At 68.3% G+C, this 22,624-nt stretch carries 31 protein-coding genes; 27 read left to right on the forward strand and 4 right to left on the reverse strand.

Features of this window, described 5'->3' with window-relative positions:
- Positions 1–44: 44 nt before the first annotated feature.
- Entirely contained in the window at positions 45–623 is a 579-nt protein-coding gene (locus F9278_RS30570; protein WP_152171187.1) for an ATP-binding protein, read from the reverse strand.
- A gap of 155 nt (positions 624–778) precedes the next feature.
- Here F9278_RS30570 and F9278_RS30575 point away from each other — a divergent pair, with 155 nt between their 5' ends.
- Positions 779–1,642 carry a helix-turn-helix domain-containing protein gene (locus F9278_RS30575; RefSeq protein WP_152174225.1) on the forward strand — a complete coding sequence of 288 codons (864 nt, stop codon included), beginning with the start codon at positions 779–781 and terminating at the stop codon, positions 1,640–1,642.
- On the forward strand, positions 1,639–1,848 hold the full coding sequence (locus F9278_RS30580) for a DUF397 domain-containing protein (protein ID WP_152171188.1): 210 nt from the start codon (positions 1,639–1,641) through the stop codon (positions 1,846–1,848). Before F9278_RS30575 ends, F9278_RS30580 begins: the two co-directional genes overlap by 4 nt.
- Here F9278_RS30580 and F9278_RS30585 read toward each other — a convergent pair.
- The gene (locus tag F9278_RS30585) at positions 1,788–3,812 is read right to left on the reverse strand and encodes an ATP-binding protein (protein ID WP_152171189.1); all 2,025 of its coding nucleotides are present in this window, start codon (positions 3,810–3,812) and stop codon (positions 1,788–1,790) included. The two genes, F9278_RS30580 and F9278_RS30585, sit on opposite strands and share 61 nt — an antisense overlap.
- 148 nt (positions 3,813–3,960) lie before the next feature.
- Here F9278_RS30585 and F9278_RS30590 point away from each other — a divergent pair, with 148 nt between their 5' ends.
- Positions 3,961–4,788, forward strand: a complete 828-nt coding sequence (locus F9278_RS30590; protein WP_152171190.1) for a hypothetical protein — start codon at positions 3,961–3,963, stop codon at positions 4,786–4,788.
- Positions 4,789–4,793: 5 nt separating this feature from the next.
- Here the strand turns inward: F9278_RS30590 and F9278_RS30595 are convergent, their stop codons facing one another.
- Together F9278_RS30595 and F9278_RS30600 are read right to left on the reverse strand one after the other, a co-directional pair.
- Entirely contained in the window at positions 4,794–7,610 is a 2,817-nt protein-coding gene (locus tag F9278_RS30595; RefSeq protein ID WP_152171191.1) for a poly(A) polymerase, read from the reverse strand.
- Between the two features lie 32 nt (positions 7,611–7,642).
- On the reverse strand, positions 7,643–9,337 hold the full coding sequence (locus tag F9278_RS30600; protein ID WP_152171192.1) for an RNA ligase family protein: 1,695 nt from the start codon (positions 9,335–9,337) through the stop codon (positions 7,643–7,645).
- Positions 9,338–9,449: 112 nt separating this feature from the next.
- On the opposite strand from F9278_RS30600, the gene F9278_RS30605 reads away from it, so the two are divergent.
- The 24 genes from F9278_RS30605 to F9278_RS30725 all read left to right on the forward strand — a co-directional run bounded on the left by F9278_RS30605 (position 9,450) and on the right by F9278_RS30725 (position 22,581).
- Entirely contained in the window at positions 9,450–10,166 is a 717-nt protein-coding gene (locus tag F9278_RS30605) for a YoaK family protein (protein ID WP_152171193.1), read from the forward strand.
- 411 nt (positions 10,167–10,577) lie between these two features.
- On the forward strand, positions 10,578–10,886 hold the full coding sequence (gene rpsJ, locus F9278_RS30610) for a 30S ribosomal protein S10 (protein ID WP_003948644.1): 309 nt from the start codon (positions 10,578–10,580) through the stop codon (positions 10,884–10,886).
- Positions 10,887–10,903: 17 nt separating this feature from the next.
- Positions 10,904–11,548 carry a 50S ribosomal protein L3 gene (gene rplC, locus F9278_RS30615; RefSeq protein ID WP_005481233.1) on the forward strand — a complete coding sequence of 215 codons (645 nt, stop codon included), beginning with the start codon at positions 10,904–10,906 and terminating at the stop codon, positions 11,546–11,548.
- Between the two features lie 7 nt (positions 11,549–11,555).
- Complete coding sequence (gene rplD / locus F9278_RS30620; protein WP_152171194.1) at positions 11,556–12,215, forward strand: 50S ribosomal protein L4; 660 nt, start codon at positions 11,556–11,558, stop codon at positions 12,213–12,215.
- Positions 12,215–12,634: a 50S ribosomal protein L23 gene (gene rplW / locus F9278_RS30625; protein ID WP_152171195.1), complete on the forward strand. Its 420-nt coding sequence runs from the start codon at positions 12,215–12,217 to the stop codon at positions 12,632–12,634. The genes rplD and rplW overlap by 1 nt, the downstream gene beginning before the upstream one ends.
- Before the next feature lie 38 nt (positions 12,635–12,672).
- On the forward strand, positions 12,673–13,509 hold the full coding sequence (gene rplB, locus F9278_RS30630) for a 50S ribosomal protein L2 (RefSeq protein WP_152171196.1): 837 nt from the start codon (positions 12,673–12,675) through the stop codon (positions 13,507–13,509).
- Positions 13,510–13,521: 12 nt separating this feature from the next.
- Positions 13,522–13,803, forward strand: coding sequence for a 30S ribosomal protein S19 (gene rpsS / locus F9278_RS30635; protein WP_013001415.1), 282 nt, complete (start codon positions 13,522–13,524; stop codon positions 13,801–13,803).
- A gap of 41 nt (positions 13,804–13,844) precedes the next feature.
- On the forward strand, positions 13,845–14,192 hold the full coding sequence (gene rplV, locus F9278_RS30640; protein WP_152171197.1) for a 50S ribosomal protein L22: 348 nt from the start codon (positions 13,845–13,847) through the stop codon (positions 14,190–14,192).
- Positions 14,192–15,034: a 30S ribosomal protein S3 gene (rpsC, locus tag F9278_RS30645; RefSeq protein ID WP_152171198.1), complete on the forward strand. Its 843-nt coding sequence runs from the start codon at positions 14,192–14,194 to the stop codon at positions 15,032–15,034. Before rplV ends, rpsC begins: the two co-directional genes overlap by 1 nt.
- A gap of 5 nt (positions 15,035–15,039) precedes the next feature.
- Positions 15,040–15,459: a 50S ribosomal protein L16 gene (rplP, locus tag F9278_RS30650; protein WP_004927269.1), complete on the forward strand. Its 420-nt coding sequence runs from the start codon at positions 15,040–15,042 to the stop codon at positions 15,457–15,459.
- Positions 15,459–15,683: a 50S ribosomal protein L29 gene (gene rpmC, locus F9278_RS30655; protein WP_059079052.1), complete on the forward strand. Its 225-nt coding sequence runs from the start codon at positions 15,459–15,461 to the stop codon at positions 15,681–15,683. Before rplP ends, rpmC begins: the two co-directional genes overlap by 1 nt.
- A complete protein-coding gene (gene rpsQ / locus F9278_RS30660) occupies positions 15,683–15,970 on the forward strand; it encodes a 30S ribosomal protein S17 (protein ID WP_023587024.1) in 288 nt (95 codons plus the stop codon). The genes rpmC and rpsQ overlap by 1 nt, the downstream gene beginning before the upstream one ends.
- 99 nt (positions 15,971–16,069) lie before the next feature.
- On the forward strand, positions 16,070–16,438 hold the full coding sequence (gene rplN, locus F9278_RS30665) for a 50S ribosomal protein L14 (RefSeq protein WP_003992364.1): 369 nt from the start codon (positions 16,070–16,072) through the stop codon (positions 16,436–16,438).
- Positions 16,439–16,440: 2 nt separating this feature from the next.
- Complete coding sequence (rplX, locus tag F9278_RS30670; RefSeq protein WP_013001412.1) at positions 16,441–16,764, forward strand: 50S ribosomal protein L24; 324 nt, start codon at positions 16,441–16,443, stop codon at positions 16,762–16,764.
- Positions 16,764–17,321, forward strand: coding sequence for a 50S ribosomal protein L5 (rplE, locus tag F9278_RS30675; RefSeq protein ID WP_005481216.1), 558 nt, complete (start codon positions 16,764–16,766; stop codon positions 17,319–17,321). Before rplX ends, rplE begins: the two co-directional genes overlap by 1 nt.
- Positions 17,322–17,326: 5 nt before the next feature.
- On the forward strand, positions 17,327–17,512 hold the full coding sequence (locus tag F9278_RS30680; RefSeq protein WP_003948630.1) for a type Z 30S ribosomal protein S14: 186 nt from the start codon (positions 17,327–17,329) through the stop codon (positions 17,510–17,512).
- A gap of 213 nt (positions 17,513–17,725) precedes the next feature.
- Positions 17,726–18,124 carry a 30S ribosomal protein S8 gene (gene rpsH / locus F9278_RS30690; protein WP_013001411.1) on the forward strand — a complete coding sequence of 133 codons (399 nt, stop codon included), beginning with the start codon at positions 17,726–17,728 and terminating at the stop codon, positions 18,122–18,124.
- 24 nt (positions 18,125–18,148) lie between these two features.
- Positions 18,149–18,688: a 50S ribosomal protein L6 gene (rplF, locus tag F9278_RS30695; protein ID WP_152171199.1), complete on the forward strand. Its 540-nt coding sequence runs from the start codon at positions 18,149–18,151 to the stop codon at positions 18,686–18,688.
- 3 nt (positions 18,689–18,691) lie between these two features.
- Complete coding sequence (rplR, locus tag F9278_RS30700) at positions 18,692–19,075, forward strand: 50S ribosomal protein L18 (protein WP_005481210.1); 384 nt, start codon at positions 18,692–18,694, stop codon at positions 19,073–19,075.
- A 39-nt stretch (positions 19,076–19,114) separates the two neighbouring features.
- A complete protein-coding gene (gene rpsE / locus F9278_RS30705) occupies positions 19,115–19,720 on the forward strand; it encodes a 30S ribosomal protein S5 (protein ID WP_003992370.1) in 606 nt (201 codons plus the stop codon).
- Positions 19,721–19,722: 2 nt separating this feature from the next.
- Positions 19,723–19,905: a 50S ribosomal protein L30 gene (rpmD, locus tag F9278_RS30710; protein WP_003974250.1), complete on the forward strand. Its 183-nt coding sequence runs from the start codon at positions 19,723–19,725 to the stop codon at positions 19,903–19,905.
- A gap of 2 nt (positions 19,906–19,907) precedes the next feature.
- Positions 19,908–20,363, forward strand: a complete 456-nt coding sequence (gene rplO, locus F9278_RS30715; protein WP_059079051.1) for a 50S ribosomal protein L15 — start codon at positions 19,908–19,910, stop codon at positions 20,361–20,363.
- A gap of 242 nt (positions 20,364–20,605) precedes the next feature.
- Positions 20,606–21,919 carry a preprotein translocase subunit SecY gene (secY, locus tag F9278_RS30720; RefSeq protein WP_152171200.1) on the forward strand — a complete coding sequence of 438 codons (1,314 nt, stop codon included), beginning with the start codon at positions 20,606–20,608 and terminating at the stop codon, positions 21,917–21,919.
- Positions 21,919–22,581, forward strand: coding sequence for an adenylate kinase (locus tag F9278_RS30725; protein WP_152171201.1), 663 nt, complete (start codon positions 21,919–21,921; stop codon positions 22,579–22,581). Before secY ends, F9278_RS30725 begins: the two co-directional genes overlap by 1 nt.
- Positions 22,582–22,624 lie beyond the last annotated feature (43 nt).

The following is a 22,624-nucleotide window of genomic DNA, read 5'->3' on the forward strand; positions in this document are numbered from 1 at the left end:
GTAGGGCAGGCGACCGCTGCCGAATCCGGCTGAGCGGGCGATGTTCACCCGCGAGGGTGAGGCGGCCTGCCGGGCGGGAGGAGGGGTGGGGTTTGGTGGGGTTCTTTCTCCGCCGGGTCCTTTGAGGGGAAGCCGCTCGTCGCACCGGAGCACACGGAATCGGGTGCCGGTGTTCGTGCCGGGTCCGGGTCCGGGTCCGGTGGCAGGGTGATCTCGGCCCAGACGGTCTTGCGCGGGGGCCTTCCCGGGGCGGTGCCCCAGCGGTCGGCGAGGGCCTCGACGAGGAGCAGGCCCCGGCCGGACTCGGCGTCGGGATCGGGGAGTTGGGGGCGGGGCAGCCGTTCACAGCGCGTGTCCGTCACCTCGATACGAAGGGTGACGCCGATGACGTACATCGTCAGATCGAAGTCGCGGCCCCGAACCCGCCCGTGTGTCGCCGCGTTGGCCGCCAGCTCGGCGACGAGGTGGTCCGCCGGGTGCGACGGCAGTCCCCACGTGCGCAGTTGCTCCGTGGCGAGGAGGCGGGCGAGGCGGGCTCCGCGAGGTGTGGGGGACAGCCGGACGCTGAAGTTGCGGATGGGGCCGACGAGTTCGGTGTCGGGGACGACGGTTTCGTGGTTCACATCACTCAGCGTGGCGGTACGTGCCTAGGGTGAACAGTGACGACGCCGGTACGTACGGTTACTGTCCAGGCCTTGTCCGGCACTGTCCAGCTTGTCCGGAACCGGCGTACGGGTAGGGGGCGTTGAGTCACATCGGTACGGCGGAGAGGTGCGTGATGCACGCGGACGGGCTCAAAGGCGCTACGGACGAGCCGGGTTGGGAGGTCGACCCCGACGACGACTGGGGTGTCGCGGTCGTCGAGACGGTGGGGCGACAACTGAAGCTGAGGCGTGAGGCCGTCGGGATGCGGGTGGCGGACTTCGCGCTGGCGATCGGGTACGGCGAGGACCTCGTCTACAAGATCGAGGCCGGGAAGCGGATTCCCCGGCAGGAGTATCTGGACAAGTCCGACGAGGTGTTGGACGCGGGCGGGCTCATCTCGGCGACCTGGGAGGACGTGAAGAAGGTCCGGTACCCGAAGAAGGTGCGGGAGCTGGGGAAGCTGGAGGGGCAGGCGGTTGAGATCGGGGGGTACGAGTGCAACATCATCGCCGGGTTGTTGCAGACGCCGGAGCATGCCAGGGCGGCGATCGAGGCGGCGCAGCCCCCGTACTCGCAGGACGATGTGGACCGGATGGTGGCTGGCCGCATGGCTCGGCAATCCGTCTTCGAGCGTGACCCCGGGCCTGCCATCAGTTTTGTGCTGGAAGAGGCGCCGCTGAGGCGTCCTCTTGGGGGCACAATGGTGTGGCGACGGCAACTTGAACGCCTACTGGAGGTCGGTCGGTTGAGGAACGTCACGCTTCAGGTGATGCCGACGCACCGCGAGGTCCACTCCGGCCTGGACGGACGGATCGAGCTGCTGAAGTTCGCGGATGGTACGGCGGTGGGACGCTGCGATGGCGTGTTCAACGGGCGCCCTGTCACTGACCTCAAGCGGCTCCGCGTCCTTGAACTGCAATATGGCACCATCCGAGCGCAGGCCCTCCCGCCTGGGGAGTCGCTGGCCTTCATCGAGCAACTGCTGGGAGAGACATGATGCGCAAGACCCTCGCCGGGGACGCCTCCGAACTGGCGTGGTTCAAGAGCAGCTATAGCGGTGGCAACAACGGCGAATCCTGCGTCGAGATCGCCCACACCCCCGCCACCGTCCACATCCGCGACTCCAAGGACATACGCCTCCCTCAGCTCACACTCGCACCGTCCGCCTGGTCGGACTTCGTCTCGTACGCGGCCGGGGGCTGACCGTCCCTGCGGGCAGTCGGGATCGTGCCGTCGGCGACCAGTTCCGCCACGGCGTCGCCGTGGTTGCGGACCAGGTAGTCCATGGCGTGTTCGGTGGAGGACTGGTACTCCAACTGCTGGCCGTAGAAGCGGAGCCGGGTCTCGCAGTCCTGGACGAGTTCGCCCCAGGTGCGTACCCAGATCCGGTACGTCGGCTGGTTGAGGGCGCAGCCGGGGGGATTGTGGGGTTGGTGGGACAGCTCCCGGAGCGTGTCCGTCATGTCGTTGCCGATCAGCCAGAAGTCCCATGTCGTGCGGGTGTCCCGGAAGCGGTCGTCCTTGCGGACGGCCTGTGCGTAGCTGCTGAGCTGCTCGAACTCGGCCGAGCCCAGGACGAGGCCGGGGCGTTTGAGTTCGACCACGAGATGGTGCCGTTCGTCGTGTCGGTGACGGGACGCGCGGGACAGCATGAGGTCGACGATTCCGCGGCGCCCGTCGGGCCGGAGCACGGGTGGGCTCGTGGGTTCCTCGCGGCCGAGCAGGTGGCAGTGCTGCCGCAGGACCTCGTTGAGGCTCCGATCGCTGACATGCAGACCGTATTCCTCGCCGAAGATCCAGCACTCGTTCTCCAGCATCCGGTGGAGTTCGGAGCGTTCCTTCACGCGGTTCTTGGCCTCGGGGTCGAAGACGAGGTGCTCCAGGGCCGCCAGGAAGTCCAGTCGACTGGTCGCGGCCGTCGATGCCTTGACCAGCGCTGACAAGGGGGTGCGGTCGAGGAGCCGGTTGAGCTGTTCCCGTTCCTGCTTGGAGAGGTTGAACAACTCCTCGGCGATCCGCAGCACGTCCGAGGGCTCATGTGCGAGGACGGACCGAAGCAGGGCGAACGTGGTCCTGCGTGTTCCGGTGGACCTGGGCAGGTGACGGAAGACGGTCGTGGCCACCGCGTCGAACGTCTCGCGTTCGGTTCGTTCGCGTGCGCCGGCGGGTTGCCCGGCGTACGGGTAGATGCCTTCCCGACGCCATTCCGCGACCTGTTCCCGCCGTCGTTCGTCCGCGCGGGCCCGGAAGTGGGCCTTGAGTTGGTCACGAGCCGAGGCGAGCACTTCGGTGAGGGGTCCGGAGGCGGCCCAGTCGGTGAAGGCGAGGTCCTCGGAGTCGACATCGTCGAAACCGGACCAGCTGAGATGTGCCGTGAACTCGAAACCCGGGGCCTGGATGCCGGGCTTGAGCTGGGCTCGCGACATGGCTTCCCCGTCGCAGAGGAAGAGTGCGCGGGTGACGGGGCGGCGCCATTCGACCACCTTCAGCCGCGCGGGGTCGCCGTTCCGGTCGGCGGGGGAGGGCAGGACGTAGTCGCGGACGTGCGCCTGCTCGGCGGCCGGGTCGAGGTCCTGGCCGTCGTACTCGATCCGGACGTCCGGATACTTCTCCAGGTACGTGGCGAATGCCGTGGTGAGCGATGACCTGGCGCGCTCGTCGGCCAGGACGCTCAACTGCTCGTCCCCGCCGAACGCCTCGAAGAGCGTGCCGACGGGGTCCTCGGTGGGTTCCGGGTCGCCGATGTCGAACTCGTCCATGGAACGCCGGTCCGCCTCTATCACCAACTGCTGCCGCCCCCCGAGCGCGTCGCTGACGCTGGTCCAGCGCACCTGGGTGCCGAGTGCGAAGGCGCGTACCCGGCCTCGTCCGTTCTTGCCGTGCAGGGCCCGCTTCTTCACGGGGCTGCCCTGCGCCCGCTTCTTCCAGGAGGCGCCGATCGGCCGGAAATACTCCTCGCAGTGCTCTGCCGACATCCCGCTGCCGTCGTCCTGGACGCGGACCCTGTCCACGCCGCCCAGGTCGTTGCGTTCCAGGGCGATGACCACGTGCCCGGCGTCGGCGTCGGCGCTGTTCCAGATCAGCTCCTCCACCGCGCCGATCGGATCACGCAGCCGCGCCAGCTCGGCGACGTGCTCCCGGCTGGTCTCCAACCGCACCTTCACCATGACTTGGGCTTCTCCCCGTCGCAGTCGTACGTCCCTGATCGAGAGCACAGTTTGCCCTTTCCAGGGTGTTTGACGTGTGGAATCGCCGCATGATCACCCTTGGTACTCTGCCGCCTCTGGATATGGGCATCTGTTCGAAGAGGTGTGAATGAAGACAGGTAGACGAACCGTCGCGGTGGCCGCGCTCGTGGGGGCGCTCGGGCTTTCGGTGCTGAACGCGCCGACGGCTCAGGCGGCGGACACCGGTATCACCGTGTCGGACATCGTCATCAACAAGGGCAAGCCGATTGTGGTGGGCACGACGAAGGAGGTGCGGCCGTCCGTCACCTTCAACATCGCTTTGCCGGCCGGGCTCAGCACCGCGAACCCCTCCGGCTACACCGCGCATCCCTTCACCTACCGCGGTGATCTGAGGAAGGCCGTCGACACCGGGGCCGGCTACATAGGCCCGGGTATCTACACCTGCTTCGAGGTCGACGCCAGGCACGCCCGATGCGAGGGCGAGTTCCACATCGACCCGCACTGGAGCCGGAAGCAGGTCGACACCAACAGCGCCGCCACGACCTGGAAGACCGCCGTCGTGATGCGCCTGTGGAAGGCCAGCGGTGGTCTCAAGACCGAAGAGTACGAGACCCGGTCCAAGACCGTGCAGCTCAAGCGCGCGGCCAAGGCGACCGTGGGCGCCACCCCGGAGACGGTCACCAAGGGCAAGAAGATCACGGTCACGGGCAAGCTGACCCGGGCGAACTGGAGCACCAAGAAGTACGGCGGCTACAGCGGCCGTACGGTGAGCCTCCAGTACCGCGCCTCGGACGCCACCTCGTTCAAGACGGTCAAGAAGGTCACCACCAGCAGCACCGGCGGCCTCAAGACCACGGTCAACGCCTCCGCCGACGGCTTCTACCGCTGGGTGTACTACGGCAACACCACGACCGGCACCGCCACCAGCCCGGTGGCCTACGTCGACGTGCGCTGACCGCCTCAGTACAGGCTCGGCACCTCGCCGCCCTCGGCCTTTGTCAGCGTGACTCCCGGCAAGCCGCGCAGCCGACGCTCCGCCACGGCGGTCAGGTCGGCCGCGGTCGGTGGGGTTCGGCCCAGGCCGATGGCGTAGCGCGTGGGGCCCGGGGCCGTGGTGAAGGGGCGGGGCCAGGCGTGGCAGTCGGGGGACAGGTCAGCGAGGTCCGTGATCAGGGCCCGCATCCTGCCGCGTACCCGGCCCCGATCCGCTTCCGTGGCTCCGTCCGCGCCCCCCTCCACCGTCACGATCGCCCACGCGGCGTGGCGGCGGTGGAGTGGGGGAGGGGTGAGGAGGGCGGGCAGGGGGCTCCCCTCTTCCAGCAACTCCCAGGCCCGGAACAGCTCTTGGGTGATCAGGTCGCGCATACCCGCCGTCACCTGGTCCGTGCAGGGGCGGACCGGAGCCGAGGGGGTCGTGATGGTGAGGGGGAGGGGGAGGGTGAGGGTGAGGGGGAGGGGACCGGAGGCGTCCCCGGGCGGTCCCACCGGCTCTCGCCAGTCCCATGCCGCCCAGGTCGCGAAGAAGTGCCGGAGGAGGGCGGACGGTGGCAGGTCACCGGCCTCGCTCGCCGTGCGGGCCGCCAGGACCGACCACGCCAGGCCCGGCAGGCCGCCGAACGGTGCCGAGTCCAGGCCCCGCGCCCTCGCCCACGCCTTGACCTCCCGGGCCAGCCGTGCGAACGCCGGACCATGGCCGCCCGCCGAGGCGAGCACCGCCTCCGCGTCGCTCACCGCGCTGAGCGCGATCGCCGCCGCCTCACCCAGCTCGGCCCGCCGCGCCACCGCCTCCGACGGATCCATCGACCCGGTGGCCACCACCGTCAGATCCACATCCAGCCCGTCCAGCCGCAGCCGTACACCGGGTACGCGTGCGCCGATCACCTCGCGCACGTTCGCGGCCCCGCCCGTCGCTTCCCTCAACTCCAGCTGTACGGCGGCCAGTTCGACCACCCCCGGCAGCGCCGCCACCAGGTCCAGATCCGCACCGGGCAGCGCGCAGCCCATGCGCCGGGAACCGACCACGTGGACGACACCGGTGGGGAGCGCGTCCGTGAGGAGGCGGGTGATCCGGTCGGCCGGTTCCGTGTCGGCGGCCTCACGCCCGGGGTGCGCGGCCTCCTCCCGCCACCGCACCTCTCCCGTCCCCAGAGCCACCGTCCCCCTCACCCGCATCGGCTCGTCCCCGCGCCGTGACAGCAGGGCCAGCTCGCCGACCTTCGCCGACATGGGCCCGAGCCGGGCAGCGCAGGCCGCCGCCAGGGTGTTCGGGTCGGTGGTGCGGCCCAGGCTCAGATGCGGGGTGAAGCCCTCGTGGCGGCCCCGACAGTGCGGGAAACGGCGTACGAGGGTGTCGTGCAGCTCGGCCCAGGGCCCCTCGCCGGCCGCCGCCGGGTCCAGCCACACCGTCGCGTCGTCCCGGTGCCCGAACCAGTGCACGCCCTCCAGCCGGGCGTCGAAGGGAGCCACCTCGGCCGTCGCGAGCACCGTGGCCGCCTCCTCGAACGCGTGCTCCGGTACGAAGCCGAAGAGGACGTTCACATGCGGGGGCCAGCGGTCGATCCGAGGGTCGTGCTTCCGGCGGATGTCCTGGAGCGGCGGCCACAGCTCCTCGGGCGGCAGCCACGCCAGCGCCGTACGGGCGGTCGGCCTGACGTCGAGGCCGGCGGGGGCGCTGTCCGGGGTGTCGGGCCCCAGCTCCACCCGCACCCCGTAGTGGTCCGAGATGTACAGCCCCTCCGCCGTGGGCGCGTCCCCGTACAGCTCGGCCGACCGCACCCCGAGATCCCGCCCGCGCAACAGAACCCGGTCCAGCCTCGACGCCCGTCCGGACAGGGACGAGATCGCGGCCAGCGGGTTGGCGGGCGGGTCGAAGGTCGGTGTCATGTCCTGCGGGCCGCGCGCCTCGCTCCACGCGTCCCGCATGCCCAGCGCCGTCTGCGGGGTGTCGCCGCCGTCGTTGAAGTCGCCGAGGAGGAGCAGATCGGCGTCCAGGCCCGCCAATCCCTCGGCGATACGGGACAGTTCGGCCGTACGGCGACCCGAGCCGTCGGCCGAGTGGTCGCTGCTCAGATGCGTCGCCGCCACGACCAGGGGGCGTACGCCGGTCTCCACCACCACGGCCGTCACCGCCTTGTGCGGGCCCAGCGCGTGGAACGCGGCCTCGCGGACCGGCAACCGGCTCAGGAGCAGCAGCCCGCATGTGTCGACGTCCCGCCCGCGCGGGTCCGTGCCCAGTGTCCAGCTCTCCCGCAGCCACGGCTCGCGCAGCAGTAGGGACAGCAGCTCCGCCTCGACCTCCTGCAACGCGATCACGTCCGCGTCGGCCGCCCGCAGGGCCCGCAGCAGCAACGGTCTGCGCCGGGCGGTGTCGATGAGATCGGCGTCGTAGCGGTCCCAGAGGGTGTTCCAGGTCAGCACCCGGACGGGCTCGGCGGCGGCCCCTCGCGGTGAGCCGGGCGCGGGCGCCCAACCCTCGCCGTCCCACGCGTGCGGCGTGCGCGCCGTGAAGAACGGCGCCCGGAGCAGGAGCGCCTCCCGTACCCGCCCCGCCTCCGTCGCGTCCATCCGGTCCACCCCCGTGGCCCGGTCCCAGACCACCTCGCCGTCCGCCTCGAAGAACAGCACCCGGTGCCAGGGGATCTCGCCGCCCGGCACGAACGCGGGCAGCGGGACCCGCTTGGGCGCGGCGTTCCGCTGGAGGACGCCCAGCACGAAGCGCGCCGGGTCGAAGCGCGTGTCCCAGCGCACCCGGTGATAGATCTCCTCGCTCGTCCGCATGGTTCTTCAGCCTTCTTCCTCGGCCCTGGTCCTCAGACCTCGTCCTCGATGGTTCCGCTCGGTCCGACGTACCAGGTGCGGTGCGCGTCCCCCGGGTACGGCGGGGCGAAGCGGCGCAGCTGCGCGGTGAGCACCTCGGGCGGTACCGCGTGCTCACGGCGGGTGTTGCGGCGGATCAGCTCGTCCTCGGCGACCAGGACCACGGCGTGCGTGATCAGGGCGTTGCGGCGGTGCGCGACCGCGTGCACCAGCGAGCGCTGCCGATGCGTGAGCGAGGTGGCGTCCCAGACCGTCGTCCCGGCGGCGGCCAGCGCCCCGTCCAGCCGGTCGAGCCCCTCGCGCAGGACGTCCGCGTTGGCCCGCTGATCGGCCCGCGCCCCGCGAGCCTCGCGCAGCTCGTCCAACGAGACATACGTGTCCACGCCCCCGAGGCCCCGTGCGAACGCGCTCTTGCCGCTGCCCGCCGGGCCGACCAGCTGGACCAGCCTCGGGAAGGCCCCCGACCGCCAGCGCCAGGTCGCGGCGACGGCCCCGTCGACACCCCCGACGCGCCCCCGCGCGTACGCCTCCCGCGCCTCCGCCCGGCAGCGGACGGCCGCGTCCGCCGACAGCCCGGCGAACGCCTCCCGCAACGCGCCCTCGTCCAGCGGCGCCACCTCTTCCGCGTGCAGCGCCGACCACTCCACCTGCTCCCGCGCCTCGTCCGTCGTCGCCGTGGCCCGCGCCACCGCGTGCAGCGGACCGAGACCGGCGGCCAGGGACAGCCGGGCCAGGCCCGCCCGGCGGTCCTCGTCCGGATACGGCCGGTGCAGCATGGGGTGCAGCCCCACCAGATCGGCGACCCGGCGCGCGAGCGGCATGCCCACGACCCCGGCCAGCCGCGCCGCGAGCCGCGCCCGCCGGCCACCCTGGCCGCCGTCCCGGCCATGGCCGTGCAGCAGCGCGGCCAGGACACCGACGAGCCGGTCGTCCCCGGTCGCCCCCGCCGGATCGAAGCGGGCCACGGCTTCCCGGTCGCCCTCCCCGGGCAGCCCCACGGCCCCCGCCAGCGCGTCGGCGTCGGCGGGCGCGCCGGAGCGCACGGCCCACAGCGGCGCCCGCGCGCCCAGCCCGTTCTCCACCACGGGCGCGTGCATCCAGTGCGTGTCCGTCCGTACGTGCCCGGCCCGCACCCACTTCGCGACGCGCGCGCCGAACTCCCGCGCGTCGAAGCCGTCCACGACCCGGACGACGTACCCCTCCTGGCGGCCGAGATCCAGCCGCAGCGCGCGCAGCGCCCGCTCGTCGAACACGCCCCGCCACAGCACACGCGGCACGGGCACCCCGAGACCGCGCAGAAAGGCCACCGTCCGGTCCCAGTCCAGGCAGCGGCGCTCCCCGTCCCACACCGAGAAGCCGTAGAACCAGCTGTCCAGGTCGTCGTAGGCGAGCGAGTGCCGGGCGAACATGTTCTCCCCGCACACCCGCCAGCCCGCCGGCACGGCGTGGCCGACACGGGCCTGGAGCGCCTTGACCCAGGTACGGGAGGGGTGGTGCGCGGAGTCGAGTGAGCGGGCGTGCACGCCGTCGGCGTACAGCGTGGTGTTCTCGCCGTCGAGCTTCTCCGTCACCACGACCTCGCGACCGCGCAGGCCGGACAGATCGGTGACCCGCAGATCGTCGGCGGTGGCGCCCGGGGACCACGGCAGATGCCTGGTCCGCGGATAGTGCGTACGCGTCGTGCCCATCGTGAACGTCCCCCGTGCCGGCCGGCGTACCCGAACAGCCGACGAACCTGATCAGCGTAGGAGCGCGGGCCGGTGACGGGCGAGCGGATTACCCGGCGCTTAGGGTCCCGGTATGAAGCCCAGAGCGGGCGTCGGGCTCACCTCGGTCATGGTGGCGCTCACGCTGACGACCGGCATGATCGAGGCCGTCAGCTTTCTCGTGCTCGGACCGGTGTTCACCGCCGTGCAGACCGGGAACCTGCTCTTCCTCTCCTTCGCGCTCACCGGCGCCGCCGGTCTCTCCCCGGCCGCTGCCGGTGTCTCGTTCGCCGCGTTCGCGGTCGGCGCGGTGCTCGGCTCCCGGTTCGAGTCGGGCGTGGACGCGTACGGCCGCGACTGGTTCGGGCCCGCGCTGATCGTCGAGGCGCTGCTGCTGGGGCTCGGCGGCCTGGTCGCCTGGCGCGGCGGCGTCGACATGTCCGGCTTCCCGGCGGAGGACCCGCACTACGCCGTGGTCGCCCTGGTCGCCGCGGCCATGGGGGTCCGCAATGTCACCACCCTGCGGGCGCGTGTCGCGGACGTCCCCACCACGGTCTCCACCCGCGCCCTCACCGCCTTCCTCAGCGGCCTGCCCCCGCTCCCCGACACCCGCGTCGGGGCACGCTCCGGCGACGAGGGCCGCCGCCTCGCCTCGGTCGGCGCGATGTTCGCGGGAGGCCTGCTGGGCGCCTGGCTCCTCCACGAGGACGTGCACCCGGCGGTCGTCCTGCTGCTCCCCGCCCTGCTGGTGCTGCTCCTGGGCACGGCCCACTGGGCGGCGCCGCGACGGCGTACGTCGGAGCCGGGCTGAGGAGCCGAGCGGTCACCCGCCCCCGAGTGCCGGGTTTGACCTCCGTCACTCTCGGGGTAATCTCTCCGGCTCGATTGGCGGAGCCGGTGGGCCGTATGGCAGACTAGCGGGGTTGCTCGGTCGAGTGTTGATGCTGCGCGCCTCCCGCCGGGAGGACCGGAAGCGAGTCCCACAGTACTCGTCGCCCCAACTGTCAGATGGCAGCGCTGGGGCGGACGTACGGGAATCTTTCGGGAAGCAAGGTGCGGCACAGACCAGGCGCCCGGTGAGTCTCTTTCTCAGGCAAGGGATGTTCGAACAAGGGACATCTGTGTCAGTGAAAGCGCGACACGCCCGACCGCGTGGGTCGGAGTGAGACGTCAGGAACACCGGGTTCCAGAGCGTTACGAGACAAAGGACTACTGAGTAGCCATGGCGGGACAGAAGATCCGCATCCGGCTCAAGGCCTACGACCACGAGGTCATCGACTCCTCGGCGAAGAAGATCGTCGAGACGGTGACCCGCACTGGTGCGTCGGTCGCGGGCCCGGTGCCGCTGCCCACTGAGAAGAACGTGTACTGCGTCATCAAGTCGCCGCACAAGTACAAGGACTCGCGCGAGCACTTCGAGATGCGCACGCACAAGCGCCTGATCGACATCCTCGACCCGACCCCCAAGACCGTTGACTCTCTGATGCGACTCGACCTCCCGGCCGGTGTCGACATCGAGATCAAGCTCTAGGGATCGGTGATCTGAGAATGGCTAAGCAGATCAAGGGAATCCTGGGCGAGAAGCTCGGCATGACGCAGGTGTGGGACGAGAACAACCGTGTTGTTCCGGTCACCGTCGTCAAGGCCGGCCCCAACGTCGTGACCCAGGTCCGTACGAACGATGTCGACGGCTACGAGTCGGTCCAGATCGCCTTCGGCGAGATCGACCCGCGCAAGGTGAACAAGCCCCTCAAGGGTCACTTCGCCAAGGCCGACGTCACCCCCCGCCGTCACCTCGTCGAGATCCGCACCGCGGACGCCTCCGAGTACACGCTGGGCCAGGAGATCTCCGCCGAGGTCTTCGAGGCCGGCGTCAAGGTGGACGTGACCGGCAAGAGCAAGGGCAAGGGCTTCGCCGGTGTCATGAAGCGTCACAACTTCAAGGGCCTCGGCGCCGGTCACGGCACCCAGCGCAAGCACCGCTCCCCCGGTTCCATCGGTGGCTGCGCCACCCCGGGCCGTGTGTTCAAGGGCCTCCGCATGGCGGGCCGCATGGGCAACGAGCGGGTCACCACCCAGAACCTGACCGTCCACGCCGTTGACGCGGAGAAGGGTCTGCTGCTCATCAAGGGCGCCGTCCCCGGTCCGAACGGCGGCCTCGTCCTGGTCCGCACCGCGGCCAAGGGGGCCTGAGGTACCGATGAGCACTGTTGACATCCTTTCGCCTGCAGGCGAGAAGACCGGAAGCGTCGAGCTCCCCGCGGAGATCTTCGGCGTGGAGAAGGTCAGCATCCCGCTGATCCACCAGGTCGTCGTCGCGCAGAACGCGGCTGCCCGTCAGGGCACGCACAAGACCAAGACCCGCGGCGAAGTCCGTGGTGGCGGTAAGAAGCCTTACCGGCAGAAGGGCACCGGCCGCGCCCGTCAGGGCTCGACCCGCGCGCCCCAGTTCGCCGGCGGTGGCGTCGTCCACGGCCCGCAGCCGCGTGACTACTCGCAGCGGACCCCGAAGAAGATGAAGGCCGCGGCCCTGCGCCACGCCCTCACCGACCGGGCCCGTCACAACCGCATCCACGTCGTCTCCGGCGTGATCGAGGGCGAGAACCCCTCCACCAAGGCCGCCAAGTCGCTGTTCGGCAAGATCTCGGAGCGCAAGAACCTGCTCCTGGTCGTCGAGCGCGCCGACGAGGCCGCGTGGCTCTCCGCCCGCAACCTGCCCCAGGTGCACATCCTGGAGCCGGGCCAGCTGAACACGTACGACGTGATCGTCTCCGACGATGTGGTCTTCACCCAGGGTGCCCTGGAGTCCTTCGTGTCCGGCCCGAACAAGGCCAACGACACCGAAGGGAGCGAGGCCTGATGGCTACGCGTCACCCGAGCATCGCCTCCAAGGCGGCCAAGGCCGCCAAGGCCGCGCGCGTCGCCAAGGCGAAGCGCCACGCCACCGAGGGCAAGAACACCGTCGTCACCGCGCCCAGCAAGGCGTTCACGGACCCCCGTGACGTGCTGCTGAAGCCGGTCGTGTCGGAGAAGAGCTACGCGCTCCTCGACGAGGGCAAGTACACCTTCATCGTCGCCCCCGGCGCCAACAAGACCCAGATCAAGCAGGCCGTCCAGGCGGTCTTCTCGGTCAAGGTCACCGGGGTCAACACGATCAACCGCATCGGCAAGCGCAAGCGCACCAAGACCGGTTTCGGTCAGCGTGCCGGCTCCAAGCGCGCCATCGTGACCCTTGCCGAGGGCGACCGTATCGACATCTTCGGCGGTCCGACCGCGTAAGCGGGTCGGATCGTCCGATATCGGACGAGGACTGAGAAATGGGAATCCGCAAGTACAAGCCGACTACGCCGGGCCGTCGTGGCTCCAGCGTCGCCGACTTCGTCGAGATCACGCGGTCCACGCCGGAGAAGTCGCTGGTCCGCCCGCTGCACAGCAAGGGCGGCCGTAACAACGCCGGTCGTGTGACCGTTCGCCACCAGGGTGGCGGACACAAGCGCGCCTACCGTGTCATCGACTTCCGTCGTCACGACAAGGACGGCGTGCCGGCGAAGGTCGCGCACATCGAGTACGACCCCAACCGCACCGCGCGCATCGCGCTGCTGCACTACGCGGACGGCGAGAAGCGCTACATCCTCGCCCCGCGCAACCTGCAGCAGGGCGACCGCGTGGAGAACGGTCCCGGGGCCGACATCAAGCCGGGCAACAACCTGGCGCTCCGCAACATCCCGGTCGGTACCACGATCCACGCGATCGAGCTCCGTCCCGGTGGCGGCGCCAAGTTCGCCCGCTCCGCCGGTACCTCCGTGCAGCTGCTCGCGAAGGAGGGCGCCTACGCCCACCTCCGCATGCCGTCCGGTGAGATCCGCCTGGTCGACGTGCGCTGCCGCGCCACCGTCGGCGAGGTCGGCAACGCCGAGCAGAGCAACATCAACTGGGGCAAGGCCGGCCGCAAGCGCTGGCTGGGCGTCCGCCCGACCGTTCGCGGTGTGGCGATGAACCCGGTTGACCACCCCCACGGTGGTGGTGAGGGCAAGACCTCCGGTGGTCGCCACCCGGTCAGCCCCTGGGGTCAGAAGGAGGGTCGTACTCGCTCGCCGAAGAAGGCTTCGAGCAAGTACATCGTCCGCCGCCGCAAGACGAACAAGAAGCGCTAGGAGCGGGTTTAGATGCCGCGCAGTCTCAAGAAGGGGCCCTTCGTCGACGGACACCTCATCAAGAAGGTGGACGTACAGAACGAAGCCGGCACCAAGAACGTCATCAAGACCTGGTCCCGTCGCTCGATGATCATCCCGGCCATGCTCGGCCACACGATCGCGGTGCACAACGGCAAGACCCACATTCCGGTGTTCGTCACCGAGTCGATGGTCGGCCACAAGCTCGGCGAGTTCTCGCCGACGCGCACCTTCCGGGGTCACGTCAAGGACGACCGGAAGTCGAAGCGCCGCTAACGCGGGGTGGAATGACCATGACAGACACTGGAAGGACAACCATGGAAGCCAGGGCCCAGGCGCGGTACATCCGCGTCACGCCCATGAAGGCCCGCCGCGTGGTGGACCTCATCCGTGGCCTCGACGCCACGGAGGCTCAGGCGGTCCTGCGTTTCGCCCCGCAGGCCGCGAGCGTGCCGGTCGGCAAGGTGCTTGACAGCGCCATCGCCAACGCCGCGCACAACTACGACCACACGGACGCCACTTCGCTGTTCATCAGCGAGGCGTACGTCGACGAGGGTCCGACCCTGAAGCGGTTCCGTCCGCGTGCTCAGGGCCGTGCCTACCGGATCCGCAAGCGGACCAGCCACATCACCGTGGTCGTCAGCAGCAAGGAAGGAACCCGGTAATGGGCCAGAAGGTAAACCCGCATGGGTTCCGGCTCGGTGTCACGACCGACTTCAAGTCGCGTTGGTACGCCGACAAGCTGTACAAGGACTACGTCAAGGAAGACGTCGCCATCCGTCGGATGATGACGTCCGGCATGGAGCGCGCCGGTATCTCCAAGGTGGAGATCGAGCGCACCCGTGACCGCGTCCGCGTCGACATCCACACCGCGCGTCCGGGCATCGTCATCGGCCGCCGCGGCGCCGAGGCCGACCGTATCCGCGGCGACCTGGAGAAGCTGACCGGCAAGCAGGTCCAGCTCAACATCCTCGAGGTCAAGAACCCGGAGACGGACGCTCAGCTGGTGGCCCAGGCCGTCGCCGAGCAGCTGTCCTCCCGCGTCTCCTTCCGTCGGGCCATGCGCAAGAGCATGCAGTCCGCCATGAAGGCCGGCGCCAAGGGCATCAAGATCCAGTGCGGTGGCCGCCTCGGTGGCGCCGAGATGTCCCGCTCGGAGTTCTACCGCGAGGGCCGTGTGCCCCTGCACACGCTCCGCGCGAACGTCGACTACGGCTTCTTCGAGGCCAAGACGACCTTCGGCCGCATCGGTGTGAAGGTCTGGATCTACAAGGGCGACGTCAAGAACATCGCCGAGGTCCGCGCCGAGAACGCCGCTGCCCGCGCCGGCAACCGCCCGGCCCGTGGCGGCGCTGACCGCCCGGCCGGCCGTGGTGGCCGCGGTGGCGAGCGTGGCGGTCGCGGTCGTAAGCCGCAGCAGGCTGCCGGCGCCGAGGCCCCCAAGACTGAGTCTTCGGGCGCCGCTGCCGCGTCGGCTCCGGCTGAGAGCACCGGAACGGAGGCCTGAGGGACATGCTGATCCCCCGTAGGGTCAAGCACCGCAAGCAGCACCACCCGAAGCGCCGTGGCCAGGCCAAGGGCGGCACGACGGTCGCGTTCGGCGAGTACGGCATTCAGGCCCTCACGCCGGCGTACGTGACCAACCGCCAGATCGAGGCGGCCCGTATCGCCATGACCCGCCACATCAAGCGTGGCGGCAAGGTCTGGATCAACATCTACCCGGACCGCCCGCTCACGAAGAAGCCTGCCGAGACCCGCATGGGTTCCGGTAAGGGTTCGCCGGAGTGGTGGATCGCGAACGTTCACCCGGGTCGGGTGATGTTCGAGCTGTCCTACCCGAACGAGAAGATCGCCCGTGAGGCTCTGACTCGCGCCGCTCACAAGCTGCCGATGAAGTGCCGGATCGTCAAGCGCGAGGCAGGTGAAGCGTGATGTCGGCCGGTACCAAGGCGTCCGAGCTGCGCGAGCTGGGCAACGAGGAGCTTCTGAACAAGCTCCGCGAGGCCAAGGAAGAGCTGTTCAATCTCCGCTTCCAGGCGGCGACCGGACAGCTTGAGAACCATGGCCGTCTGAAGGCGGTCCGCAAGGACATCGCGCGGATCTACACCCTGATGCGCGAGCGTGAGCTGGGCATCGAGACGGTGGAGAACGCCTGATGAGCGAGAACAACGTGACTGAGACCAACACCGAGGCGCGCGGATTCCGCAAGACCCGTGAGGGCATCGTCGTCAGCGACAAGATGGACAAGACCGTCGTCGTCGCCGTCGAGGACCGCAAGAAGCACGCCCTGTACGGCAAGGTCATCCGCAGCACGAGCAAGCTCAAGGCGCACGACGAGCAGAACGCCGCCGGCGTCGGCGACCGTGTCCTCCTCATGGAGACCCGGCCGCTGTCCGCCACGAAGCACTGGCGCATCGTCGAGATCCTCGAGAAGGCCAAGTAATTCCTGCGGGGTACATCCGCAGGTCAGTTCCGCCAGGCTCGGCAGGGGCCTCGTACATGAGGCCCCTGCCGGGAACCGGCAGACAATCAGGAGATAGACGTGATCCAGCAGGAGTCGCGACTGCGTGTCGCCGACAACACTGGTGCGAAGGAGATCCTTTGCATCCGTGTGCTCGGTGGCTCCGGTCGCCGCTACGCGGGCATCGGTGACGTCATCGTCGCCACCGTCAAGGACGCGATCCCCGGCGGCAACGTGAAGAAGGGTGACGTCATCAAGGCGGTCATCGTTCGCACCGTCAAGGAGCGCCGCCGTCCGGACGGCTCGTACATCCGCTTCGACGAGAACGCCGCCGTCATTCTCAAGAACGACGGCGACCCTCGTGGCACCCGTATCTTCGGCCCGGTGGGCCGGGAGCTGCGCGAGAAGAAGTTCATGAAGATCATCTCGCTCGCGCCGGAGGTGCTGTAAGCATGAAGATCAAGAAGGGCGACCTGGTCCAGGTCATCACCGGTAAGGACAAGGGCAAGCAGGGCAAGGTCATCGCGGCCTTCCCCCGTGAGGACCGCGTCCTGGTCGAGGGTGTCAACCGGGTCAAGAAGCACACCAAGGCCGGCCCGACCGCCAAGGGTTCGCAGGCCGGTGGCATCGTCACCGTCGAGGCGCCGATCCACGTCTCCAACGTCCAGCTGGTCGTGGAGAAGGACGGCAAGAAGGTCGTCACGCGTGTCGGCTACCGCTTCGACGACGAGGGCAACAAGGTTCGCGTTGCCAAGCGGACGGGTGAGGACATCTGATGGCTACCACCACGACTCCGCGTCTCAAGACGAAGTACCGCGAGGAGATCGCGGGCAAGCTGCAGGAGGAGTTCTCCTACGAGAACGTCATGCAGACCCCGGGCCTCGTCAAGATCGTGGTCAACATGGGTGTGGGCGACGCCGCCCGCGACTCCAAGCTGATCGAGGGCGCCATCCGCGACCTCACCACGATCACCGGTCAGAAGCCGGCCGTCACCAAGGCCCGTAAGTCCATCGCGCAGTTCAAGCTGCGTGAGGGCCAGCCGATCGGTGCCCACGTCACGCTTCGTGGCGACCGCATGTGGGAGTTCCTCGACCGCACCCTGTCGCTCGCGCTTCCGCGCATCCGCGACTTCCGCGGTCTGTCCCCCAAGCAGTTCGACGGCCGTGGCAACTACACCTTCGGTCTCACCGAGCAGGTCATGTTCCACGAGATCGACCAGGACAAGATCGACCGTACCCGGGGCATGGACATCACCGTGGTGACCACGGCGACCAACGACGCTGAGGGCCGCGCGCTCCTCCGTCACCTCGGCTTCCCCTTCAAGGAGGCGTGAGCGAGATGGCGAAGAAGGCTCTGATCGCGAAGGCTGCTCGCAAGCCCAAGTTCGGTGTGCGTGGCTACACGCGCTGCCAGCGCTGCGGCCGTCCCCACTCCGTGTACCGCAAGTTCGGCCTGTGCCGCGTGTGCCTTCGTGAGATGGCTCACCGTGGCGAGCTGCCGGGCGTGACCAAGAGCTCCTGGTAGTCCCCACTTCAGGGACTCCCGAAGCTCTCGGTAAGCACTGGGCGTGTCAGGCGCCCACCCATCCATGGCTTAGGCTTGGAGGGTTGGGCGCCTGACGGTAGCCCGTACGACTTACTACGCCGTAGGTCCCCGCACCGCACCCGTCCCGCCACCGAGTGGGGAGAGGGATGGCGCATACAGGAAACCCCGGCGAGAGAGGCCGAAGGCCAATTCATGACCATGACTGATCCGATCGCAGACATGCTTACGCGTCTGCGGAACGCGAACTCGGCATACCACGACTCCGTGACGATGCCGGCATCGAAGATCAAGTCTCACATCGCGGAGATCCTCCAGCAGGAGGGCTTCATCACGGGCTGGAAGGTCGAGGACGCCGAGGTCGGCAAGAACCTCGTCCTCGAGCTGAAGTTCGGCCCGAACCGTGAGCGCTCCATCGCGGGCATCAAGCGGATCTCCAAGCCCGGTCTCCGGGTTTACGCGAAGTCCACCTCCCTGCCCAAGGTGCTGGGCGGCCTCGGCGTGGCGATCATCTCCACGTCCCACGGGCTCCTCACCGACAAGCAGGCCGGCAAGAAGGGCGTAGGCGGAGAAGTTCTCGCCTACGTCTGGTAGCGGAAGGGAACGGAGGAAACAGCTATGTCGCGCATTGGCAAGCTCCCCATCACGGTTCCCGCCGGCGTGGACGTCACCATCGACGGCCGTACGGTTTTGGTCAAGGGCCCCAAGGGCTCGCTGACCCACACCGTCGCTTCGCCGATCGACATCGCCAAGGGTGAGGACGGCGTTCTCAACGTCACCCGCCCCAACGACGAGCGTCAGAACAAGGCCCTGCACGGCCTGTCCCGCACGCTGGTGGCGAACATGATCACCGGCGTGACCACGGGTTACGTGAAGAAGCTCGAAATCAGCGGTGTCGGTTACCGCGTACAGGCCAAGGGCTCGAACCTCGAGTTCGCGCTCGGCTACAGCCACCCGATCACCGTCGAGGCGCCCGAGGGCATCACCTTCAAGGTGGAGAACCCCACCCGGTTCTCGGTCGAGGGCATCGACAAGCAGAAGGTCGGCGAGGTTGCGGCCAACATCCGCAAGCTGCGCAAGCCCGACCCGTACAAGGCCAAGGGCGTCAAGTACGAGGGCGAAGTCATCCGCCGCAAGGTCGGAAAGGCGGGTAAGTAAGCCATGGCATACGGTACGAAGATCGCTAAGGGCGACGCTTACAAGCGTGCTGCCATCAAGCGTCGCCACATCCGGATCCGTAAGAAGGTCAACGGTACGGCTGAGCGTCCCCGCCTGGTCGTGACCCGCTCGAACCGCCACATCGTGGCCCAGGTGATCGACGACCTCAAGGGGCACACCCTTGCGTCGGCGTCCACCCTGGACTCGTCGATCCGTGGTGCTTCGGAAGACAAGTCGGCGCAGGCCGGCAAGGTCGGCGCCCTGGTCGCCGAGCGTGCCAAGGCCGCCGGTGTCGAGGCCGTCGTGTTCGACCGTGGTGGTAACCGGTATGCGGGTCGCATCGCGGCCCTGGCCGACGCCGCCCGCGAGGCCGGGCTCAAGTTCTGAGCTCGCTGCGTAGCTAGCGGAAAGAGAGAGGTAAATCCAATGGCTGGACCCCAGCGCCGCGGTGGCGGTGCCGGTGGCGGCGAGCGGCGGGACCGGAAGGGCCGTGACGGCGGCGCAGCTGCCGCCGAGAAGACCGCGTACGTTGAGCGCGTAGTCGCGATCAACCGCGTCGCCAAGGTTGTGAAGGGTGGTCGTCGCTTCAGCTTCACTGCGCTCGTCGTGGTGGGCGATGGCGATGGCACCGTCGGTGTCGGCTACGGCAAGGCCAAGGAGGTGCCGGCCGCGATCGCCAAGGGTGTTGAAGAGGCCAAGAAGCACTTCTTCAAGGTCCCCCGTATCCAGGGCACCATCCCGCACCCGATCCAGGGTGAGAAGGCTGCCGGCGTCGTTCTGCTCAAGCCCGCGTCCCCCGGTACCGGTGTTATCGCCGGTGGCCCGGTGCGTGCCGTGCTCGAGTGCGCCGGTATCCACGACGTGCTGTCGAAGTCGCTCGGCTCCGACAACGCGATCAACATCGTGCACGCGACCGTGGCGGCCCTGAAGGGTCTGCAGCGTCCCGAGGAGATCGCGGCCCGCCGCGGTCTGCCCCTCGAGGACGTCGCTCCCGCGGCTCTTCTCCGTGCACGTGCCGGGGCGGGTGCGTAATCATGGCGCAGCTCAAGATTACGCAGGTCAAGTCCTACATCGGCAGCAAGCAGAACCACCGTGACACCCTGCGTTCCCTTGGTCTCAAGGGCATCAACACGCAGGTCGTCAAGGAGGACCGCCCCGAGTTCCGCGGCATGGTGCACACCGTCCGCCACCTCGTGACGGTCGAGGAGGTCGACTGATCATGGCGGAGAACAACCCGCTCAAGATCCACAACCTTCGTCCCGCCCCCGGTGCCAAGACCGCGAAGACCCGTGTCGGTCGTGGTGAGGCGTCGAAGGGTAAGACGGCCGGTCGTGGTACCAAGGGTACGAAGGCCCGCTACCAGGTTCCGGAGCGCTTCGAGGGTGGCCAGATGCCCCTCCACATGCGTCTCCCGAAGCTGAAGGGCTTCAAGAACCCCTTCAAGACGGAGTTCCAGGTGGTGAACCTGGACAAGCTCGCCGCCCTCTACCCCGAGGGTGGGGAGGTCACCGTTGCCGACCTGGTCGCCAAGGGTGCCGTCCGCAAGAACAGCCTCGTCAAGGTCCTCGGCCAGGGCGAGATCTCCGTGGCGCTGCAGGTGACGGTCGACGCCGTCTCCGGCTCCGCCAAGGAGAAGATCACCGCCGCCGGCGGTACTGTCACCGAGCTCGTCTGAACACACCAGGTGTCTCGATGACTTGAGCGATCCCGACCGGGGATACCCCACAAATGGGGTATCCCCGGTTGGTCGTTCCTAGGGAGGCAGTCCCGCCGGTAAGGTGGCCTGCACTGTCCGTTTTCACAGGGGACCCCGAACGGGGCACTCGACGCGGCAGTTAAACGTTACGTAAGTCGTCCTCATCAGAATCTCAAAACCGTCACCCTTGACGCAGTAGCGCGGGGGTCGCAGGAGGCACCGTGCTCACCGCGTTCGCCCGGGCGTTCAAGACGCCCGACCTGCGCAAGAAGCTGCTCTTCACGCTCGGCATCATCGTGATCTATCGAATCGGTACGCATGTGCCGATTCCGGGTGTCGACTACACCGCCGTCCAGTTCTGCATCGATCAGGCCCAGACCAACTCGGGTCTCTTCGGTCTGGTCAACATGTTCAGCGGTGGCGCGTTGCTGCAGATCACGATCTTCGCGCTCGGCATCATGCCGTACATCACGGCGAGCATCATTCTGCAGCTGCTGACCGTGGTGATCCCGCGTCTGGAAGCCCTGAAGAAGGAGGGGCAGGCCGGTACGGCGAAGATCACTCAGTACACGCGTTATCTGACGGTTGCCCTGGCTGTCCTTCAGGGCACCGGTCTCGTCGCCACCGCCCGCAGCGGCTCGCTGTTCAGCGGCTGTGCGCAGGCCGGCCTGATCGTCCCCGACCAGTCGATCTTCACTACCATGGTCATGGTCGTCACCATGACCGCCGGTACGGCCGTCGTCATGTGGCTCGGTGAGCTGATCACCGACCGCGGCATCGGCAACGGCATGTCGATCCTGATGTTCATCTCGATCGCCGCCACCTTCCCGTCCGCGCTGTGGGCGATCAAGGAGCAGGGCGACCTGGCGGGCGGCTGGATCGAGTTCGCCATTGTCATCGCCGTCGGCCTGGTCATGGTCGCTCTGGTGGTCTTCGTCGAGCAGGCCCAGCGCCGCATCCCGGTCCAGTACGCGAAGCGGATGATCGGCCGCCGGTCCTACGGTGGCACTTCGACCTACATTCCGTTGAAGGTCAACCAGGCGGGCATCATCCCTGTGATCTTCGCCTCGTCGCTGCTCTACATTCCGGCACTTATCGTGCAGTTCTCCAACTCCACGGCGGGCTGGGCGAGTTGGATCAACTCAAACCTGGTCCCCACGGACGCACCGGCGCATATCACGATCTACTTCTTCCTCATCATCTTCTTCGCTTTCTTCTACGTGGCCATCTCGTTCAACCCCGAGGAAGTCGCGGACAACATGAAGAAGTATGGTGGCTTCATCCCGGGCATCCGGGCTGGCCGACCGACCGCTGAGTACCTGAGCTACGTACTCAACCGGATCACCTGGCCGGGTTCGCTGTACCTGGGTCTGATCGCTCTCGTACCGACAATGGCGTTGGCGCCCCTCGGGGCGAACCAGAACTTCCCGTTCGGCGGTACCAGCATCCTGATCATCGTGGGTGTGGGACTGGAGACGGTGAAGCAGATCGAGAGCCAGCTCCAGCAGCGCAATTACGAAGGGTTCCTCCGCTGATGCGTATCGTCCTCGTCGGGCCGCCGGGTGCCGGTAAGGGAACGCAGGCCGCGTTCCTCGCCCAGAACCTGTCGATCCCGCACATCTCCACGGGCGACCTGTTCCGGGCCAACATCAGCAAGCAGACGGAGCTCGGCAAACTCGCGAAGTCCTACATGGACAAGGGCGAGCTGGTGCCGGACGAGGTCACGATCGCGATGGCCAAGGACCGCATGGAGCAGCCGGACGCCGAACACGGCTTCCTGCTCGACGGCTTCCCGCGCAACGTCTCGCAGGCCGAGGCGTTGGACGTCACGCTCCAGGAAGAGTCCATGAACCTGGACGCGGTGCTGGACCTGGAGGTCCCCGAGGAGGAGGTCGTCAAGCGGATCGCGGGCCGGCGCATCTGCCGGAACGACTCCGCCCACGTCTTCCACGTCACGTACAAGAAGCCGAAGCAGGAGGGCGTCTGCGACGTCTGCGGCGGCGAGCTGTACCAGCGTGACGACGACTCCGAGGAGACCGTGCGCAAGCGCCTGGAGGTCTACCACACCCAGACCGAGCCGATCATCGACTACTACAAGGCGCAGGGCCTCGTGGTGACGATCTCGGCGCTCGGCCCGGTGGAGGAAGTCACCACGCGCGCCATGGAGGCGCTCAAGCGCGAGGACGACGACAAGTAGGTCGTCGGTCGGTACGTAGGCCGCGGTGCCCGGGAAGGGTGCC

This window comes from Streptomyces phaeolivaceus, from assembly GCF_009184865.1.
Classification (GTDB): Bacteria; Actinomycetota; Actinomycetes; order Streptomycetales; family Streptomycetaceae; genus Streptomyces; species Streptomyces phaeolivaceus.

Bases quoted from the DNA above. Each gene is read 5' to 3' on its own strand.
- F9278_RS30575 (WP_152174225.1), top strand. From the start codon at position 779: ATGCACGCGGACGGGCTCAAAGGCGCTACGGACGAGCCGGGTTGGGAG.
- F9278_RS30580 (WP_152171188.1), top strand. From the start codon at position 1,639: ATGATGCGCAAGACCCTCGCCGGGGACGCCTCCGAACTGGCGTGGTTC.
- F9278_RS30585 (WP_152171189.1), bottom strand. From the start codon at position 3,812: ATGGTGAAGGTGCGGTTGGAGACCAGCCGGGAGCACGTCGCCGAGCTG.
- F9278_RS30590 (WP_152171190.1), top strand. From the start codon at position 3,961: ATGAAGACAGGTAGACGAACCGTCGCGGTGGCCGCGCTCGTGGGGGCG.
- F9278_RS30595 (WP_152171191.1), bottom strand. From the start codon at position 7,610: ATGCGGACGAGCGAGGAGATCTATCACCGGGTGCGCTGGGACACGCGC.
- F9278_RS30600 (WP_152171192.1), bottom strand. From the start codon at position 9,337: ATGGGCACGACGCGTACGCACTATCCGCGGACCAGGCATCTGCCGTGG.
- F9278_RS30605 (WP_152171193.1), top strand. From the start codon at position 9,450: ATGAAGCCCAGAGCGGGCGTCGGGCTCACCTCGGTCATGGTGGCGCTC.
- rpsJ (WP_003948644.1), top strand. From the start codon at position 10,578: ATGGCGGGACAGAAGATCCGCATCCGGCTCAAGGCCTACGACCACGAG.
- rplC (WP_005481233.1), top strand. From the start codon at position 10,904: ATGGCTAAGCAGATCAAGGGAATCCTGGGCGAGAAGCTCGGCATGACG.
- rplD (WP_152171194.1), top strand. From the start codon at position 11,556: ATGAGCACTGTTGACATCCTTTCGCCTGCAGGCGAGAAGACCGGAAGC.
- rplW (WP_152171195.1), top strand. From the start codon at position 12,215: ATGGCTACGCGTCACCCGAGCATCGCCTCCAAGGCGGCCAAGGCCGCC.
- rplB (WP_152171196.1), top strand. From the start codon at position 12,673: ATGGGAATCCGCAAGTACAAGCCGACTACGCCGGGCCGTCGTGGCTCC.
- rpsS (WP_013001415.1), top strand. From the start codon at position 13,522: ATGCCGCGCAGTCTCAAGAAGGGGCCCTTCGTCGACGGACACCTCATC.
- rplV (WP_152171197.1), top strand. From the start codon at position 13,845: ATGGAAGCCAGGGCCCAGGCGCGGTACATCCGCGTCACGCCCATGAAG.
- rpsC (WP_152171198.1), top strand. From the start codon at position 14,192: ATGGGCCAGAAGGTAAACCCGCATGGGTTCCGGCTCGGTGTCACGACC.
- rplP (WP_004927269.1), top strand. From the start codon at position 15,040: ATGCTGATCCCCCGTAGGGTCAAGCACCGCAAGCAGCACCACCCGAAG.
- rpmC (WP_059079052.1), top strand. From the start codon at position 15,459: ATGTCGGCCGGTACCAAGGCGTCCGAGCTGCGCGAGCTGGGCAACGAG.
- rpsQ (WP_023587024.1), top strand. From the start codon at position 15,683: ATGAGCGAGAACAACGTGACTGAGACCAACACCGAGGCGCGCGGATTC.
- rplX (WP_013001412.1), top strand. From the start codon at position 16,441: ATGAAGATCAAGAAGGGCGACCTGGTCCAGGTCATCACCGGTAAGGAC.
- rplE (WP_005481216.1), top strand. From the start codon at position 16,764: ATGGCTACCACCACGACTCCGCGTCTCAAGACGAAGTACCGCGAGGAG.
- F9278_RS30680 (WP_003948630.1), top strand. From the start codon at position 17,327: ATGGCGAAGAAGGCTCTGATCGCGAAGGCTGCTCGCAAGCCCAAGTTC.
- rpsH (WP_013001411.1), top strand. From the start codon at position 17,726: ATGACCATGACTGATCCGATCGCAGACATGCTTACGCGTCTGCGGAAC.
- rplF (WP_152171199.1), top strand. From the start codon at position 18,149: ATGTCGCGCATTGGCAAGCTCCCCATCACGGTTCCCGCCGGCGTGGAC.
- rplR (WP_005481210.1), top strand. From the start codon at position 18,692: ATGGCATACGGTACGAAGATCGCTAAGGGCGACGCTTACAAGCGTGCT.
- rpsE (WP_003992370.1), top strand. From the start codon at position 19,115: ATGGCTGGACCCCAGCGCCGCGGTGGCGGTGCCGGTGGCGGCGAGCGG.
- rpmD (WP_003974250.1), top strand. From the start codon at position 19,723: ATGGCGCAGCTCAAGATTACGCAGGTCAAGTCCTACATCGGCAGCAAG.
- rplO (WP_059079051.1), top strand. From the start codon at position 19,908: ATGGCGGAGAACAACCCGCTCAAGATCCACAACCTTCGTCCCGCCCCC.
- F9278_RS30725 (WP_152171201.1), top strand. From the start codon at position 21,919: ATGCGTATCGTCCTCGTCGGGCCGCCGGGTGCCGGTAAGGGAACGCAG.